This window comes from Franzmannia pantelleriensis (genome assembly GCF_900102875.1).
Lineage (GTDB): Bacteria > Pseudomonadota > Gammaproteobacteria > Pseudomonadales > Halomonadaceae > Franzmannia > Franzmannia pantelleriensis.
Map to the genome: position 1 here is coordinate 66,640 of NZ_FNGH01000018.1, position 15,146 is coordinate 81,785.

Consider the following 15,146-nt stretch of genomic DNA (forward strand, 5'->3'; position numbering starts at 1 on the left):
TGATATTCCTTCCCGATGGTTGAGGGCTCCATTGGCGGGCCCGGTCTTCTTCATGTTGCGGCCCGATTCCTCCGGGCCCGCCGCAACGACGCCGTTGGCCGTTACCTTAACTATCGGAAGCGTGAGGAAAACCTTTAGGGCTGAGATGCGATTTTTTGCAATAACCCTGTGCGGAAACGCCGCTGGCGGCCCGAGGGCCGCCAGCGTAACGAGATGCCACTTATTGCAATGCGCGGTTACCGGCGCCCGCGGCCTAACTGAGCATCCAGGGCGTCGAACTGCTGGGTGAGGTAGCTACTTGTCTGGTTCATCTGCGCGATCATGGCGTCGAGCTGGCCGAACTGAGTGCGGTAGCGCGAGATAGTGCTTTCGATGCTTTTTTCCATGCGCGCATAGCGCTCGTTGAGGCTCTCGACGCGGCTCTCGGCGCCGCTGATGGTGTTCTTGACCAGACCGTTGCTGCCGAGCATCTGATCGAGAGCCTGGTTGAGCTGGCCAGCCATGCCGGCGTCTTTCTCGTCGCCGGCAAAGAAGTCGCTGAGGTCCGCCATGTTGCTAGTGACCAGCTCATCGAGGCGGTCACTATCCAGCTCCAAGGTGCCATCGCGCTGCAGCGAGATACCGACCTGGTTGAGCGTGGCGAACTCGCCGCCGGCTATGCCGCCACTCAGCATACTGCGCATGCGCGACTCGATGGTCCGCACCATGCTGTCACCGTTGAGCTCGCCGGCCGTGTTGGTGTCGGCGTTATAAGCGGTCAGGCTGCCGATGGTGCTCTTGAGGTCGTTGAAGGCATCGACGAAGCCGGTGATCGCCTCGCGCACTGCGCGGGTGTTGCGCTCGACCACTACGGTAGATGTCTGGTTCTCAGTGCCCGGCTCGAGGTTGAGGGTCACGCCCTGGATGGCACCCTCGATGCGGTTGTCGGGGCTGGTGATGCGGATCCCGTTGACGTTGAGCACGGCATCGGCGCCGCCGCGAATGGTATCTTCATCGCCCGCGTAGAGCGTGTCGCCCCCGGCATCAACGATGCTCAAGCCGTTGATCGCGGCCGCTTCGCCGGTCTCTTTCGAGCTCAATGCCAGGCGGTAGTCGCTGCCGTCGAAGATGATCGAGGCGTTGACCCCGGCATCCTCGGTGGCGTTGATCTTGTCGCGGATGCCTTCCAGGGTGCTGTCGTCATCCAGGTCGATCTCCAGCGTGCGCGCCGAGTCGCCAGTGCCGAAGTCGAGGACTATCTTGCCACCGGCCCCCATCAACGGTTCGTCGCGGGTTGCCACCGCGGCACTCGCAATACTGCCGGCGCTGGCGGCGCTTATCACCTCGACCTCATAGCGGCCGGGGGTGGCGTCGGCGGAGGTCGAGGCGCTCACCCCCTCCCCGCTCACGTTGCTCGAGAGGCTCTCGTAGAGCTTGGGGTCGTTGACCTTGGCCACCGCATCCTGAAACTTGGTCAATGCCGATTGTAGCTGACCGTAGGCGGAAATCTTGGCCTTCTGCTGGGTCTGCTGCAGCTTGATAGGCTCGAGCTTGCCGCGCTCGGCATCCCGCAGCTGATCCAACAGCCCCGACAGGTCTAGTCCCGACCCCACCCCCAACGACGTAATAGTAGACATACTGATCAGCTCCCTATGAGCAGTCCTGACACTGATAGCGGTATTATCGGCCGCTTGGCAGATAACTTTATGCCATTTTTTCTCTGGCGCAAAAAAACCCCGGCGCGGGCCGGGGTGTAGAAGGTCCAGCTTGGCGACATACATGGCACTACATCATGCCACCCATACCACCACCGCCCTGGCCGCCACCCAGGCCATTGAGCTGCTCGGTGAGATAGTTACTGGTCTGCTGCATCTGGCCCATCATGCTATCAAGCTGCTGGAACTGGGTGCGGTAGCGATCAATGGTCTGGTCGATGCTCTGCTCGGTGCGCTCAAAGCGCTCCTCCAGGCTGTCGATGCGGTTCTCGGCGCTATTGATTGAGCCTTCCAAGGCACCGTTACTGCTCAGCAGCTGCTCGGTGGTGCTTTCCAGCCGCCCGGCCAGGCCAGCGCTCTCGTCGTTGCCGGCAAAGAAGCCGGCAACGGCGTCGGGATCATTCGCCAGGGAAGCATCCAGCTGCTGTCCGTCCAGCGCCAGGGTGCCATCCACGCTGAGTGAAAGCCCCATGTCAGACAGCAGCGACAGTTCGCCGTCCTGCATTTCGCCTGCGCTGAGCTCATTGCGCAGGCTGGATTCGATGGTGCGCACCGCGCTATCGCCGATCAGCGGTCCCGCCTCCCCCTCTTCGCCATTAAAGTCGGTAAGCCGGTCGGTGGTGCCCTTCAGCTCGTTGTAGGACTCGACGAAGCCGGTCACCGCCTCGCGAATGCTGCCGGTATCCTGCGTCACCGAGATCTCGCTGCTACCCGGCTCCTGCAGGGTGAGCGAGACGCCTTGAATGGCATCCTCGATCTGATTGGTGGGGCTGGTGATGTCGATGCCGTTGACCGAGAGGTTAGCGTCCTGGCCGGCCTGAGCGACGGTGTCGCCCGGATCATCGGCAAGGTTGCCCGCTGCCAGATCGGCGAAATCGGTGCCGGTGATGGAGGCCTGCTCGCCTGTGCCCTGCGACATCAGGGTCAGACGATGACCTTCACCGTCGAACACGATAGAGGCGTTTACTGACGCGTCGGGGTCGGCGTTGATGGCGTCACGCACGTCTTCCAGGGTGCTATCGGCAGCAATAGCGACCGCATGATCCAGTGAGTCGTCTTCAAAGCTCAGCTGGAGCTCGCCGCCGTCCTTGGAGACGATGGTATCGAGGTCCGCGACCCGCTCGCTGGTGAGGTTGCTGGCGGTGGCCGTATTGCCCACCTCGACCTCGAAACGGCCGGGGCTTGCCTCGGGACCGGCCGAGGCCTGCACGGCGCCACCGCTGACCTCAGCGGTAACGCTCTGGTAAAGCGAGGGGTCGTTAAGATTGCCGAGGCTGTCGCCAAACGTGGAGAGCGCGCTCTGGATCTCGCCATAGGCCGAGATCTGCACCTGCTGGCTTTCGACCTGCTGCGCGATGGGATCGAGCTTAGCCTGCTCCGCTTCCTGCATCTGGCCCAGCAGGCCGTTGAGATCGAGGCCGGAGCCAATTCCCAGTGAGGTGATACTCGACATACAACCAACTCCAAAGCGCGTGTATTTTCCTCTCTACCCAGGGCCATCGGCGGGGGAATGGCTAACTTTAGGGTGTGGTCGGGATTTTTTTGGTGATGCGGCACGGCAAGCGATGGTGGCAAAGCAGGGCAGCGCTGCGCGCTGCAATCGTGAATGAATTCACTCCCACACTGGGCGTGGCGCCCTCAGCAAAAGTGGGAGCGGCGTCAGCCGCGACGGTCTTGGTGGCTAGCTGTACCTAGGCGTCAGGCATCCAGTTTTCGACTCTGAGACCAGGCACACGTTGGAATTCACCAATATTGTGGGTGACCACCACAAGCCCTCGGGACCGGGCATGGCCGGCAATCATCTGGTCGTATGGACCGATGGGAGTGCCGCTCTTGGCCAATTCCGCGCGTAGCTGCCCGCTGTGCGCAGCAGCATGACCATCGTAGTCGAGCACTTCGAGACGCGCTGCAAAGCCTTCGACTACTTCCAGATTACGCTCGGGGCTCGCCGACTTTTCGGCGCCATAGATCAACTCCATCAGCGTCACGGTACTGATGCATAGCTGGGCATGATGGCGTTTGAAGGTATCGCGGACCTGTGGCGGACGGTTCTTGATGGTGAAGATGCAGATGTGACTGTCCAGCATGTACTTCAGCATTAGGCATTACCCGAAAACTAGCTGCGCTCGACCATACAGCGTTAAAAAACAACTCAAAATACTCATTTACACCATGTAAACTCCGCTTTTTCCTTGTTTTTTGCCTTGTCTGGTCATCGCTCGCCGCCTTTTCAGGCAATGCCCCTAGAAGTCCTCACGCTCTTGGTCAGCGGGCTGGTCCCGACTGAGCATGAAGTCGTCACTCACTGTCTCGCCATCGAACCAGCTAACCCACCCTTCCCCTGCCGGGGCAATGATGCGCGTACGCCCTACCACCATAACGTCGACACGCGTCACGCTATCGGGAAGTGCGACAGCCTTGGGCAGTCGAACCGCTTGGCTGCGGTTGCTCTTGAATACCGATGCCTGCTCCATCACAAACCTCCAGGATATGCCCTAGGGATATACAAGAATAGCATCAGCATCCGAGGCCGCCAATCTGGCTTTAAGGCACTGCGCTGCTTACCGGGCAGCGCTGCGCGCTGCAATCGCGAATAAATTCGCTCCTACATTAGCGGATGGCGCCAAGGCAAATGTAGGAGCAGCTTTAGCCGCGATGGGGCTGGGTGTTCCAAGCAGCGCTGCGCGCTGCATCGCGAATGAATTCGCTCCCACAATGATCGCGACTGAAGTCGCTCCCACACTAACCACTACACCAAGGCGTCGAGGCCGCGGGCGAGGTCGGCCTTGAGGTCGTCGATGTCTTCGAGGCCGACGGCGACGCGGATCAGGCCTTCGCTGATGCCGGCGGTGGCTCGCTGTTCATCCGAGAGGCGGCCGTGGGTGGTGGTGCCGGGGTGGGTGATGGTGGTCTTGACGTCACCCAGGTTGCCGGTGATCGACATGACCTGGGTGGCGTCGATGACCGACCAGGCGGCGTCGCGCGCACTCTTGCCACTGCTTGGGGCCACTTCCAAGCCGAGCACCGCGCCGTAGCCCTGCTGCTGGCGGCTGGCCAGCACGTGCTGGGGGTGGCTCTCGAGGCCGCTGTAGTGGACGCGGCTTACCGCCGGGTGCGCCTCGAGCCAGCGCGCCAGCGCCATGGCGTTCTCGCAGTGGGCGCGCATGCGCAGGTTGAGGGTCTCGAGGCCCTTGAGGAAGATCCAGGCGTTGAACGGGCTCATGCAGGGCCCGCAGGTGCGCACCACGCCGAACAGCTCTTCGAGCTCCTTGTCGCGCCCCACCACCGCCCCGCCGATGGCGCGGCCCTGGCCGTCGAGGTACTTGGTGGCGGAGTGGATCACCAGGTCCGCCCCCAGCTCGATGGGCTTCTGCAGCGCCGGGGTCAGGAAGCAGTTGTCGATGGCCAGCAGCGCGTCGTGACGATGCGCGATCTCGGCCAGCGCGGCGATATCGACCACCTCGGAGAGCGGGTTCGACGGCGTCTCGGCGAACAGCAGCTTGGTTGCCGGAGTGATCGCCGCCTCCCAGGCCTCGAGGTCGGAGAGCTCGACGTAGCGGGTGACGATGCCGAACTTGCCGAGGTACTTGTCGAACAGGCTGACGGTGGAGCCGAACAGCGAGCGCGAGGCGACGATCTCGTCGCCGGCCTGGAGCAGTGCCAGGGCGGTGGAGAGGATCGCCGACATGCCGGAGCTGGTGGCCACGCAGCGTTCGCCACCTTCCATCACCGCCAGGCGCTGCTCGAAGTTGCGCACCGTGGGGTTGGTGAAGCGCGAGTACACGTTACCCGGCTCCTCGCCCTTGAACTTGCGCGCCGCCTCGGCGGCGCTGGCGTAGACGAAGCTGGAGGTCGGGAAGATCGGCTCGCCGTGCTCCTGCTCGTGGGTGCGGGCGTGGCCGGCGCGGATCGCCTGGGTAGCCAGGGCCCAATCGTGGGAGTTATCAGTCGTCATCGAGATCATCCTGATTGTGCATACCGACCAAGGCATGGTCGCTGACGTTCTGGACCTTGGCGCTGTCGTTGCGCGAGGCCTCGAGCCGGTTCAGGTAGGCATCGTCGATATCGCCGGTGATGTACTGGCCGTCGAACACCGAGCAGTCGAACTCTTCGAGGGCCGGGTTGACCTCACGGCAGGCGTCGCGCAGGTCATCGAGGTCCTGATAGAAGATGCGGTCGGCGCCGATCAGCTCGCCGACCTCGGCCTCGCTGCGACCGTGGGCGATCAGCTCGTTGGCCGCCGGCATATCGATACCGTAGACGTTAGGATAGCGCACCGGCGGCGCGGCGGAGGCGAAGTAGACCTTGCGGGCGCCGGCCTCGCGGGCCATCTGAATGATCTGCTTGCAGGTGGTGCCGCGCACGATGGAGTCGTCGACCAGCAGCACGTTCTTGTCCTTGAACTCGATGTCGATGGCGTTGAGCTTCTGACGCACCGACTTCTTGCGCTGGGTCTGCCCCGGCATGATGAAGGTACGACCGATATAGCGGTTCTTCATGAAGCCTTCGCGGTAGGTCACGCCGAGATGCTGGGCGAGCTCGAGGGCCGAGGTGCGCGAGGTATCGGGGATCGGAATCACCACGTCGATATCGTGCTCGGGCCACTCGTGCTGGATGCGGTCGCCGAGCTTGCGGCCCATCTGCATGCGGGTGCCGTAGACGTAGGCGCCGTCGAGGATCGAGTCGGGCCGCGCCAGATAGACGTGCTCGAAGATGCACGGCGCGAGGATCGGCTTGTCGGCGCACTGCTGGGTGTGGATATTGCCGCGCATGTCGACGAAGATCGCTTCGCCGGGGGCCAGGTCGCGGTGCAGCTCGAAGCCGCCGACATCCAGCGCCACCGACTCGGAGGCGATCATCACGTCCTGGTGGCCGCCTTCGTCGCGGGTGCCGAACACCACCGGACGGATGCCCTGGGGGTCGCGGAAGGCGACCATGCCGAAGCCGTTGATGATCGCCACCGCGGCGTAGCCACCCTTGCAGCGGCGGTGCACGCGGCGCACGGCGTCGAAGATGTCCTCGGGCTCGAGGTGGTGACCCTGCTTGCCCAGCTCGTGAGCGAAGACGTTGAGCAGCACCTCGGAGTCGGAGCTGGTGTTGATGTGGCGCAGGTCGGTGGAGAACAGCTCCTGCTTGAGCTGATCGGAGTTGGTCAGGTTGCCGTTGTGGGCCAGCGAGATGCCGTAGGGCGAGTTGACGTAGAACGGCTGCGACTCCGCCTCGCTGGACGAACCGGCGGTGGGATAGCGCACGTGGCCGATGCCCAGGTTGCCCTTGAGGCGCGCCATGTGGCGAGTATGGAAGACGTCGCGCACCAGTCCGTTGCTCTTGCGCAGCAGGAAGCGGTCTTCATGCCATGTCATCATCCCGGCGGCATCCTGGCCACGGTGCTGAAGGACTGTCAGCGCATCATAAATGCCCTGGTTGACCGCCTGGTTGGCCATCAGGCCCACGATACCGCACATTCCGCCTTACCTCGCTGCAGTGTTGCTTATGGCCGGCAGTGCCGGCCCTTTAGGATGTGTCACCCGGCACTCGGCCGCGTAGCGATGTTCATTGCGTTGCCGGGGCCTCGCCCTGCCCGGCGGATTGGTCGAGCACCTGGTCGTCATCGGTGTCGCCATTGCCGAAACCGGGGAGCGAGAGATTGCGCCACGCCTCGGTGCGCTCGGGATCGCGCTGCTCCCAGGCCTCGACCTGGCTGATCACCCAACCGCGTAGCTCTTCGAAGGTGGGCCGCAGTTCGGCATCGCGCCACGCCTCGAGCTGCGACAGCGGGGTCAGCGAGATCAGCACGGTGACCAGCACCAGGATCGCCGCGCCGCGCAGCACGCCGAAGCCGGCCCCCGCCACGCGGTTGAAAAAGCCCATGCCGACCCACTCCACCGCGGCATGCACGGCGCGGATGACCAGCCCGCAGATCATGATCACCACGAAGATGACCAGGATGAACGCCAGCACCAGCCGGCCGTCGGCGTTGTCGATCAACCCGCTGAGCATATCGGCCACCGGCTCGGCGAACATCCGCGCGGCGACCAGCGCGATCACCCAGGCCGCCAGGCCCAGCCCCTCGCGGATGAGGCCACGCATGAAGCCGGCCAGCATCGAGATGGCGAGCACCGCCAGAAACGCCATGTCCAGCCAGGTGAGACTCATCAATCCTCCCGCACCCGGACCAGTAGCCCCTGGATATTGGCGCGTTCCTGAAGCTCGGTACGCGCCTGCTCGCCGTCGCTGGAGCTGGCGAAGGGGCCGACGTAAACGCTGGTCATGTCGTTGTCGCGGGCGCGGCGGTAGGCGCTGAAGCCCTGCTCGTTGAGCTGTGCCTCGAGGCGCTCGGCGTTGTCCGGCTGGCCGAAGCTGCCGACCTGCACTTCCCACTCGCCGCCTTCACTGGGGGCAGTGGGCGGTGTCTGTTCGGGCTCGGCCGCCGCTTCGGGTTCGGGCTCGCTGGGCGCCTGGGCCGACTCGGCCAGCTCGGCGATCGGATCGCTTGCCTCGGGCGCTGCCGGGGTCGGCTGATCGAGGTCGCCGGGCTCGTCGCGCTCGACGGGCTCGGTAGCCTCGACCACCTGCTCGGCGTCGACCTCGGGCGGCTCCTCGATCTCGCCGGCGGGCGGCGTCGAGAGGCTGGCCGGCGGCGTCGGCTCATCCACCGGGGTGCGCTGCACGTCGATGGGCTGCTCGATGGTAAGCACCGGTGCCGGGCGCTCTTCACGGGGCGCCGGCGAATCAAACAGCATCGGCACAAAGATCACCCCCAGGGCAATGATGATCACCGCCCCACTGATGCGCTCACGCATGCCATATTTCATGCTGATCCCTCCTCATGCCTGATGCTGGCGTCCTCTGCCAACCGCGGCTGTACAAGACGCCCCGCCTGCCACTCGGCCAGCGCCTCGGCCACGGTAAAGAATGACCCGCACACCAGCACCTGGTCGTCGGCGTCGAGCCGTTCACTGAGCCAGGCCACGGCGGCGGCGACGCTCTCGGCGCGGTGCGCCACCGGCTGACCGCTGGCCTCGAGGGTCGCGGCCAGCGCCGCGGCGCTGCGCGCGCGCTCGCCGTCGAGACTCGCCGTGACCCAGGCGTCGACCTGCCCGGCCAGCTCGCCGACCACGCCGGCGGCGTCCTTGTCGGCAAGCATGCCGAGCAGCGCATAGCGCTTGCCGGCACAGGGCCGCTGAGCCAGCCGCTTGGCCACATAATGGGCCGCATGCGGATTATGCGCCACATCCAGGCACCAGTTGCCCAGCCACTGCATGCGACCGGCCAGCTGCACCTGGGCAAGCCCCTGGCGACAGCACTCGGCGTCGAGCGTGAGGCCGGCCAGCGTCAGTGCCTGCAGCGCACTGGCGGCATTGTCCAGCGGCAGACCCGGGTCGGGCAAGTGGTCAAGTATCAGCGGGCCGCCCTGCGCAGATGAAAGACCCTGCCAGCGCCAGCGGCCGCTGGCATCCAGCTCGCTGCGTAAGACCTGCTTACTCAGCGCGTACAGCGGCACGCCGAGTCCATCGGCGTGTGCACGCACGCTGGCCGGCAGGGTCGTGCTGCCCAGCACCGCCGGGTGCCCGGCACGCATGATGCCGGCCTTCTCGCGGCCGATCTGCTCGATATCGGTTCCCAGAAAGGCGGCGTGGTCCTGGGCCACGGTGGTTACAATCGCGACATCCGCATCCAGGATATTTACCGCGTCCAGACGTCCGCCCAGGCCCACCTCGAGAATCGCCAGCTGCGGCGAGCGCTGGGCGATAATGTACAGCGCGGCCAGGGTGCCGGCCTCGAAGTAGGTCAGGCTGATCGGCTCGCCGGCCAGACGTGCCGTCTCCACCGCGGCGAAGCCGGCCACCAGGCTGGCATCGTCGGCCTCGACGCTGTCAAGGCGCAGGCGTTCGTTGTAGCGCAGCAGGTGCGGCGAGGTGTAAGTGGCGGTGGTGAGGCCGTGGGCGCGTGCCAGCGCCTCGAGCATGGCCACCGTGGAGCCCTTGCCGTTGGTGCCGGCCACCGTGATCAGGCGCCCGGCGATCGGCGCGTCGAACAGCCCCATGCGCTCGGCCACCGCGGTAACCCGCTCGAGGCCGAGGTCGATGCTGACCGGGTGCTGGCGTTCGAGATAGGCCAGCCAGCCCGCCAGGTCGACGGGCTGAACGGCATGATCGGGCGAACTCATGCGGCGCTCCGTCAACGCGGCGCCTGGCCGTCGTCCTCGGCGGGCTGCTCCAGCGGCTCGTCGACCTCACTGATCTCGTTGACCTCGTCGGGCTGCTGCTCGGCGACGTCGACCAGGTCGGGCTCGTGCTCCTCGGGCATGCCGGTGACCGGCATATGCGTCAGCTTGCGCAGCACCGCCCCCAGCCGATCGCGCATTTCGCTGCGATGGACGATCATGTCCACGGCGCCGTGCTCGAGGAGGAATTCACTGCGCTGGAAACCTTCGGGCAGTTTCTCGCGCACGGTCTGCTCGATGACCCGCGGGCCGGCGAAGCCGATCAGCGCATTGGGCTCGGCGACGTTGAGATCGCCGAGCATGGCCAGCGATGCCGATACGCCGCCGTAGACCGGGTCGGTGAGCACCGAGATGTAGGGGATGCCGGCCTGCTTGAGCTTCTCCAGCGCCGCCGAGGTCTTGGCCATCTGCATCAGCGAGAACAGCGCTTCCTGCATGCGCGCCCCACCGGAGGCCGAGAAGCACACCAGCGGGATGCCCTCTTCCAGCGCCACGGTTGCCGCACGCACGAACTTCTCGCCGACGATGGCGCCCATCGAGCCGCCCATGAAGGTGAACTCGAAGGAGACGGCGATGATTGGCATGCCCTCGAGCGTGCCGCGCATGGCGACCAGCGCGTCGTTCTCGTCGGTGCTCTTCTGGGCCGCAGTGAGGCGGTCCTTGTACTTCTTGGAGTCGCGGAACTTGAGGCGGTCCACCGGCTCGAGGTCGGCGGCGATCTCCTCGCGGCCCTCCTTGTCGAGGAACCAGTCGAGACGCTTGCGCGCGGTCAGCCGCAGGTGATGGTCACACTTGGGGCAGACGTTGTGGTGCTTCTCGAGTTCGGGCAGGTAGAGTACTGCCTCGCACTTGGGGCACTTGCGCCACAGCCCGTCGGGCACGCTGGCGCGTCGGTCCTTGCGCTGGATACGGCCCATCGAGGGCACGATCTTGTCTAGCCAGCTCATGTCAGAATGCTTCCCGTATGCTGAGTCATTGATCGTTGGCGTTCACTCAAGCGTCCATGGCCTGGCGCATCTCGCCCAGCACGGCCTTGAGCTGCGGGGCGATAGCGGCCGGGTCGTCGGCACTGTCGGCGATGCGGTTGACCAGCGCCGAGCCGACGATCACGCCGTCGGCGACCTGGGCCACCGCTGCCGCCGAGGCACCGTCACGAATGCCGAAGCCGACGCACAGCGGCAGCTCTGTCATCTCGCGCAGCGGCGCCAGGTGGCTGGCCACGTCCTCGGCGTTGAGGCTGGCAGAGCCGGTCACGCCCTTGAGCGATACGTAGTACAGATAGCCTTCGCCGTGGGCGCATATTGTAGCGGCCCGGGCGTTGGAGGTGGTAGGGGCCACCAGGAAGATCGAGGCCAAGCCGCGTGCCTTGAGAATCGGGCCGAACTCCACAGCCTCTTCGGGGGGCATGTCGACGGTGAGCACGCCATCGACGCCCGCCTCAGCGGCGGCATCAGCGAAGGCGTCGTAGCCGATCCGCTCGACCGGGTTGAGATAGCCCATCAGCACCACCGGGGTGGTGGTGTCGGTGCGTCGAAACTCGCGCACCATGTCGAACAGGTCGAGCAGCCGAGTGCCCTTGGAGAGCGCGCGTTCGCAGGCTTTCTGGATCACCGGGCCGTCGGCCATGGGGTCGGAGAACGGCACGCCGAGTTCGATGATATCGGCCCCGGCCTCGACCAGGGCGTGCATGAAGCCCACGGAGTGCTCGGGGCCCGGGTCGCCGGCGGTGATATAGGGAATCAGGGCCTTGCGGCCCTGCGCCTTGAGCTCGGCGAAGCGTTGATCGATACGGTTCATCGCAGGTCCTTAGAATTCAATGCCGTCGAGCTTGGCCACCGTCATGATGTCCTTGTCACCGCGACCGGAGAGGTTGATCACGATGTGCTGGTCGGGGCGCATGGTCGGCGCCAGCACCTTGGCGTGGGCCAGGGCGTGGGCCGTCTCCAGCGCCGGCATGATGCCTTCCATATGGGTCAGCTCGCGGAACGCCTCGAGCACCTGCTGGTCGTTGGCGGCCACGTAGTTGACCCGCCCGACATCCTTCCACAGCGCGTGCTCGGGGCCCACCCCCGGGTAATCGAGCCCGGCGGAGATGGAGTGGGTGTCGGAGACCTGGCCGGCGGCGTCGGACATCAGGTAGGTGCGGTTGCCGTGGAGCACGCCGCGCGGCGCGTTGGAGGCCAACGGCGCAGCGTGGCGCCCGGTCTCGACGCCGTCGCCGCCGGCTTCGACGCCGTACATGGCGACCTCGTCGTCCTCGACGAACGGATAGAACAGGCCCATGGCATTGGAGCCGCCGCCGACGCAGGCAATCAGCGCGTCCGGCAGCCGGCCGATCTGCTCCAGCGACTGGCGACGCGCTTCGCGGCCGGCCACTGAGTTGAAGTCGCGCACCAGCAGCGGATAGGGGTGCGGGCCGGCCACGGTGCCGATGATGTAGAAGGTGTCGTCGACGTTGGTCACCCAGTCGCGCAGCGCCTCGTTCATGGCGTCCTTCAGGGTACGGGTACCCGAGTCCACCGGGATCACCTTGGCGCCCAGCAGGTGCATGCGGTAGACGTTGAGCTTCTGACGCTCGACGTCCGCCGCGCCCATGTAGACCTCACACTGGAGGCCCAGACGCGCGGCCACGGTGGCGGTGGCCACGCCGTGCTGACCGGCGCCGGTCTCGGCGATTACCCGCGGCTTGCCGCTCTTCTTGGCCAGCAGCGCCTGGCCCACGGTGTTGTTGACCTTGTGCGCGCCGGTGTGATTCAAGTCCTCGCGCTTGAGCCAGATCTGCGCACCGCCCAGTGAATCCGACCAGCGTTTGGCATGATACAGCGGCGAGGGCCGCCCCACGAAATGGGCCAGATCATAGTCGAATTCCGCCTGGAAATCGGGATCGTCGCGCATGGCGGCGTAGTTCTTCTCGAGTTCATCCAGGGCGAAGCTCAACGTTTCCGAAACGAACCGGCCGCCGTAGGGGCCGAAGTGGCCGCGCGCATCAGGCAGTCGGGTCAGGTCGCTGAACTTGGTCACGAAAGACACCTCACAGGGTCGCTTGAGCGGATTGGGATCAGGTCAGGGAAACCTGGTGCAGAAATTCAGAGATGCGGGTCGCATCCTTGATGCCCGGAGACGACTCGACGCCTCCCGAGACATCCACCGCGAACGGCCGTACCGCGGCGATGGCCGTACCGACATTGGACGCCGATAGACCTCCGGCGAGAATAACAGGTTTTGCCAGGCTTGCGGGGATTCGCGACCAGTCGAAGGTCTCTCCGGTGCCGCCCGGCACGCCGGGTTTGTAGGCATCGAGCAGCAGCGCACGGGCGTCGGCATAGTCCTCTGCCGCAGCGTGCAGGTCGATGCCCTCGCGCATGCGCAGCGCCTTGATCCAGGGCCGCGGCGCCGCCGTGCAGTAGGCCGGAGATTCAGCGCCGTGGAACTGCAGCAGGTCGAGATGCGGCGCGCAGGCGGCGATAACCTCGGGCGGCTGGTCGACGAACAGCCCAACCCGGGTGACGAAGGCGGGCACCCGCGCGCTGAGCGCGGCCAAGCGCTCGACATCCACCGCCCGCTTGCTGCCCGGCCACAGCACGAAGCCCAAGGCATCGGCCCCGGCCGCCACCGCGGCAGCGACGTCCTCGGTACGCGTTAGCCCGCATATCTTGACCCGGGTGCGGCGCTGCGTCAGCGGCTGGCTCATGGTGATTCCTCTTCAGCCGCCGAGGCCGGTCGGCGCTGCCCCTTTGGATGCTTTTTCAGGTACTTGGGCAGCGAGGGGTGGCCCTCATCTTCGGCCAGCGGACGGCCGCGGCGATAGCGCACCAGCGGCGAGTCTGGCAGCTCACGCTCGCCGGTCCACTCGCCGAGAAAGGCCAGCAGGTTGGGCCCCAGCGGCTCGCGAGGCAGTACGTACTGGGAGTCGTAGAGCGAGTCGACGAAGTGCAGTCCACAGCCCGGCGCCGTGGCACTGGCTTGAGTGCGGTCGCGCAGCGACAGCAGCCTGGCGATGTAGTCTTCATCCTGCGAACCGCGACCGACATCCACCAGCGCGCCGACGATGTTACGGATCATGTGATGAACGTAGGCATTGGCCTGGACGTCGACCACCACCAACTGCCCGTGACGGTGCACCTCGATGAAGTGCAGGTGGCGCCAGGCGGTCTTCGACTGGCAGCCGGCGGCGCGGAAACTGGAGAAGTCGCGCTCGCCGACCAGCACCTGGGCGGCGCGATGCATGGCATCGGCGTCCAGCGGGTCGCGGCACCAAGTGGCGTTGGCACGCTCCAGCACCGGCCGGCTGGGCTGATTGAGAATGACATAGCGATAGCGCCGCGCCAGGGCCAGAAAGCGGGCGTGAAAGTCGTCGGCCACCGGCACCAGCCAGCGGATGGCGATATCGCGGGGGAGGTTGGCATTGGCACCGAACACCCACGCCTTCTGAGAGCGCGCCACCGGCGGATCGAAGTGGATCACCTGGCGAGTGGCGTGCACGCCGCTGTCGGTGCGGCCGCTGCAGTGCACGGTGACCGGCTGACTCGCCACGCGCGCCAGGGCCTGCTCGACTTCGTACTGCACCGAGGGGGCGTGCTTGAGGCGCTGCCAGCCGCAGTAGGCGCTGCCGTCGTACTCTACGGCGGCGGCCAGGCGGCCAGTCAGGCGGGTATTTTCATCCAGGCGTTTAAACAGGGGCATTGGTTCGTCAGCGGCTCGTCGGGGTCAGCGCGCCGAAAAGCCGCGCGCATCACAGGTCGTGTTGGGCAATCAGCCGCCGCGCCTCGGCCTCCAGTTGGCCATCTCCTCGGGCCTCGTCCAGCGCTTGATCGAGCAGCGACCGGGCCGCTTGTGGCTGGCCCTGGTCGAGGCGCTGGCGGGCCGCGTCGAGCAGCGCCTGAGGCGAGGCGGCGGCAGGCCCCTCATTATCCAGATGCAGCGGCTCGAACGCCACCTCCTCGACTTCCCACTCCTCCTCGGGGGGCCGCACCGACGGCGACTCGGCCACCGCCGGCTCGCTCGACTCGAATTCGACGCTGGGCTGCATGGGGGTCTCCTCGCGGGGCGCCGCCGAGGGTTCCAGCGCCGGCGGCCGATAGTCGATCACCCGCGGGGTATCATCGGCACCACCGGTCGGCGAGGATGACACGGGCTCGGGCTCGGGCTCGGGCTCGGGCTCGGGCTCGGGCTCGGGCTCGGGCTCGGGCTCGGGCTCGGGCTCGGGCTCGGGCTCGGGCTCGGGC

The 15,146-nt window shown here is 65.8% G+C and carries 14 protein-coding genes and 1 pseudogene; all 15 read right to left on the minus strand.

What is annotated here, in order from left to right; genetic code table 11:
* Positions 1-236 precede the first annotated feature (236 nt).
* On the minus strand, positions 237-1,616 hold the full coding sequence (fliD, locus tag BLT16_RS18820; protein ID WP_089660400.1) for a flagellar filament capping protein FliD: 1,380 nt from the start codon (positions 1,614-1,616) through the stop codon (positions 237-239).
* 148 nt (positions 1,617-1,764) lie between these two features.
* Complete coding sequence (gene fliD / locus BLT16_RS18825) at positions 1,765-3,147, minus strand: flagellar filament capping protein FliD (protein ID WP_089660403.1); 1,383 nt, start codon at positions 3,145-3,147, stop codon at positions 1,765-1,767.
* Positions 3,148-3,385: 238 nt separating this feature from the next.
* Complete coding sequence (vapC, locus tag BLT16_RS18830; RefSeq protein ID WP_089660405.1) at positions 3,386-3,793, minus strand: type II toxin-antitoxin system tRNA(fMet)-specific endonuclease VapC; 408 nt, start codon at positions 3,791-3,793, stop codon at positions 3,386-3,388.
* A gap of 144 nt (positions 3,794-3,937) precedes the next feature.
* Entirely contained in the window at positions 3,938-4,168 is a 231-nt protein-coding gene (gene vapB / locus BLT16_RS18835; RefSeq protein ID WP_089660407.1) for a type II toxin-antitoxin system VapB family antitoxin, read from the minus strand.
* A 275-nt stretch (positions 4,169-4,443) separates the two neighbouring features.
* On the minus strand, positions 4,444-5,649 hold the full coding sequence (locus tag BLT16_RS18840; RefSeq protein ID WP_089660409.1) for an O-succinylhomoserine sulfhydrylase: 1,206 nt from the start codon (positions 5,647-5,649) through the stop codon (positions 4,444-4,446).
* Positions 5,639-7,159 (minus strand): amidophosphoribosyltransferase, encoded by a 1,521-nt coding sequence (purF, locus tag BLT16_RS18845; RefSeq protein ID WP_089660410.1) that lies wholly within the window; start codon positions 7,157-7,159, stop codon positions 5,639-5,641. The genes BLT16_RS18840 and purF overlap by 11 nt, the downstream gene beginning before the upstream one ends.
* A gap of 88 nt (positions 7,160-7,247) precedes the next feature.
* Positions 7,248-7,850 carry a CvpA family protein gene (locus BLT16_RS18850; RefSeq protein WP_089660412.1) on the minus strand — a complete coding sequence of 201 codons (603 nt, stop codon included), beginning with the start codon at positions 7,848-7,850 and terminating at the stop codon, positions 7,248-7,250.
* Positions 7,850-8,509 (minus strand): SPOR domain-containing protein, encoded by a 660-nt coding sequence (locus BLT16_RS18855; RefSeq protein ID WP_089660413.1) that lies wholly within the window; start codon positions 8,507-8,509, stop codon positions 7,850-7,852. Before BLT16_RS18855 ends, BLT16_RS18850 begins: the two co-directional genes overlap by 1 nt.
* The gene (folC, locus tag BLT16_RS18860) at positions 8,506-9,864 is read right to left on the minus strand and encodes a bifunctional tetrahydrofolate synthase/dihydrofolate synthase (RefSeq protein WP_089660415.1); all 1,359 of its coding nucleotides are present in this window, start codon (positions 9,862-9,864) and stop codon (positions 8,506-8,508) included. Before folC ends, BLT16_RS18855 begins: the two co-directional genes overlap by 4 nt.
* Positions 9,865-9,875: 11 nt before the next feature.
* Entirely contained in the window at positions 9,876-10,868 is a 993-nt protein-coding gene (gene accD, locus BLT16_RS18865; RefSeq protein WP_089660417.1) for an acetyl-CoA carboxylase, carboxyltransferase subunit beta, read from the minus strand.
* A 46-nt stretch (positions 10,869-10,914) separates the two neighbouring features.
* Positions 10,915-11,718 carry a tryptophan synthase subunit alpha gene (gene trpA / locus BLT16_RS18870; protein WP_089660419.1) on the minus strand — a complete coding sequence of 268 codons (804 nt, stop codon included), beginning with the start codon at positions 11,716-11,718 and terminating at the stop codon, positions 10,915-10,917.
* Between the two features lie 9 nt (positions 11,719-11,727).
* Positions 11,728-12,942, minus strand: a complete 1,215-nt coding sequence (trpB, locus tag BLT16_RS18875) for a tryptophan synthase subunit beta (protein WP_089660421.1) — start codon at positions 12,940-12,942, stop codon at positions 11,728-11,730.
* 37 nt (positions 12,943-12,979) lie between these two features.
* Positions 12,980-13,612 (minus strand): phosphoribosylanthranilate isomerase, encoded by a 633-nt coding sequence (locus BLT16_RS18880; RefSeq protein WP_089660423.1) that lies wholly within the window; start codon positions 13,610-13,612, stop codon positions 12,980-12,982.
* Positions 13,609-14,604 (minus strand): tRNA pseudouridine(38-40) synthase TruA, encoded by a 996-nt coding sequence (gene truA / locus BLT16_RS18885; protein WP_089660425.1) that lies wholly within the window; start codon positions 14,602-14,604, stop codon positions 13,609-13,611. The genes BLT16_RS18880 and truA overlap by 4 nt, the downstream gene beginning before the upstream one ends.
* 49 nt (positions 14,605-14,653) lie before the next feature.
* Positions 14,654-15,146 (minus strand): annotated as a pseudogene (locus BLT16_RS18890) (hypothetical protein); the annotation flags it as partial.

Bases quoted from the DNA above. Each gene is read 5' to 3' on its own strand.
- fliD (WP_089660400.1), bottom strand. From the start codon at position 1,616: ATGTCTACTATTACGTCGTTGGGGGTGGGGTCGGGACTAGACCTGTCG.
- fliD (WP_089660403.1), bottom strand. From the start codon at position 3,147: ATGTCGAGTATCACCTCACTGGGAATTGGCTCCGGCCTCGATCTCAAC.
- vapC (WP_089660405.1), bottom strand. From the start codon at position 3,793: ATGCTGAAGTACATGCTGGACAGTCACATCTGCATCTTCACCATCAAG.
- vapB (WP_089660407.1), bottom strand. From the start codon at position 4,168: ATGGAGCAGGCATCGGTATTCAAGAGCAACCGCAGCCAAGCGGTTCGA.
- BLT16_RS18840 (WP_089660409.1), bottom strand. From the start codon at position 5,649: ATGACGACTGATAACTCCCACGATTGGGCCCTGGCTACCCAGGCGATC.
- purF (WP_089660410.1), bottom strand. From the start codon at position 7,159: ATGTGCGGTATCGTGGGCCTGATGGCCAACCAGGCGGTCAACCAGGGC.
- BLT16_RS18850 (WP_089660412.1), bottom strand. From the start codon at position 7,850: ATGAGTCTCACCTGGCTGGACATGGCGTTTCTGGCGGTGCTCGCCATC.
- BLT16_RS18855 (WP_089660413.1), bottom strand. From the start codon at position 8,509: ATGAAATATGGCATGCGTGAGCGCATCAGTGGGGCGGTGATCATCATT.
- folC (WP_089660415.1), bottom strand. From the start codon at position 9,864: ATGAGTTCGCCCGATCATGCCGTTCAGCCCGTCGACCTGGCGGGCTGG.
- accD (WP_089660417.1), bottom strand. From the start codon at position 10,868: ATGAGCTGGCTAGACAAGATCGTGCCCTCGATGGGCCGTATCCAGCGC.
- trpA (WP_089660419.1), bottom strand. From the start codon at position 11,718: ATGAACCGTATCGATCAACGCTTCGCCGAGCTCAAGGCGCAGGGCCGC.
- BLT16_RS18880 (WP_089660423.1), bottom strand. From the start codon at position 13,612: ATGAGCCAGCCGCTGACGCAGCGCCGCACCCGGGTCAAGATATGCGGG.
- truA (WP_089660425.1), bottom strand. From the start codon at position 14,604: ATGCCCCTGTTTAAACGCCTGGATGAAAATACCCGCCTGACTGGCCGC.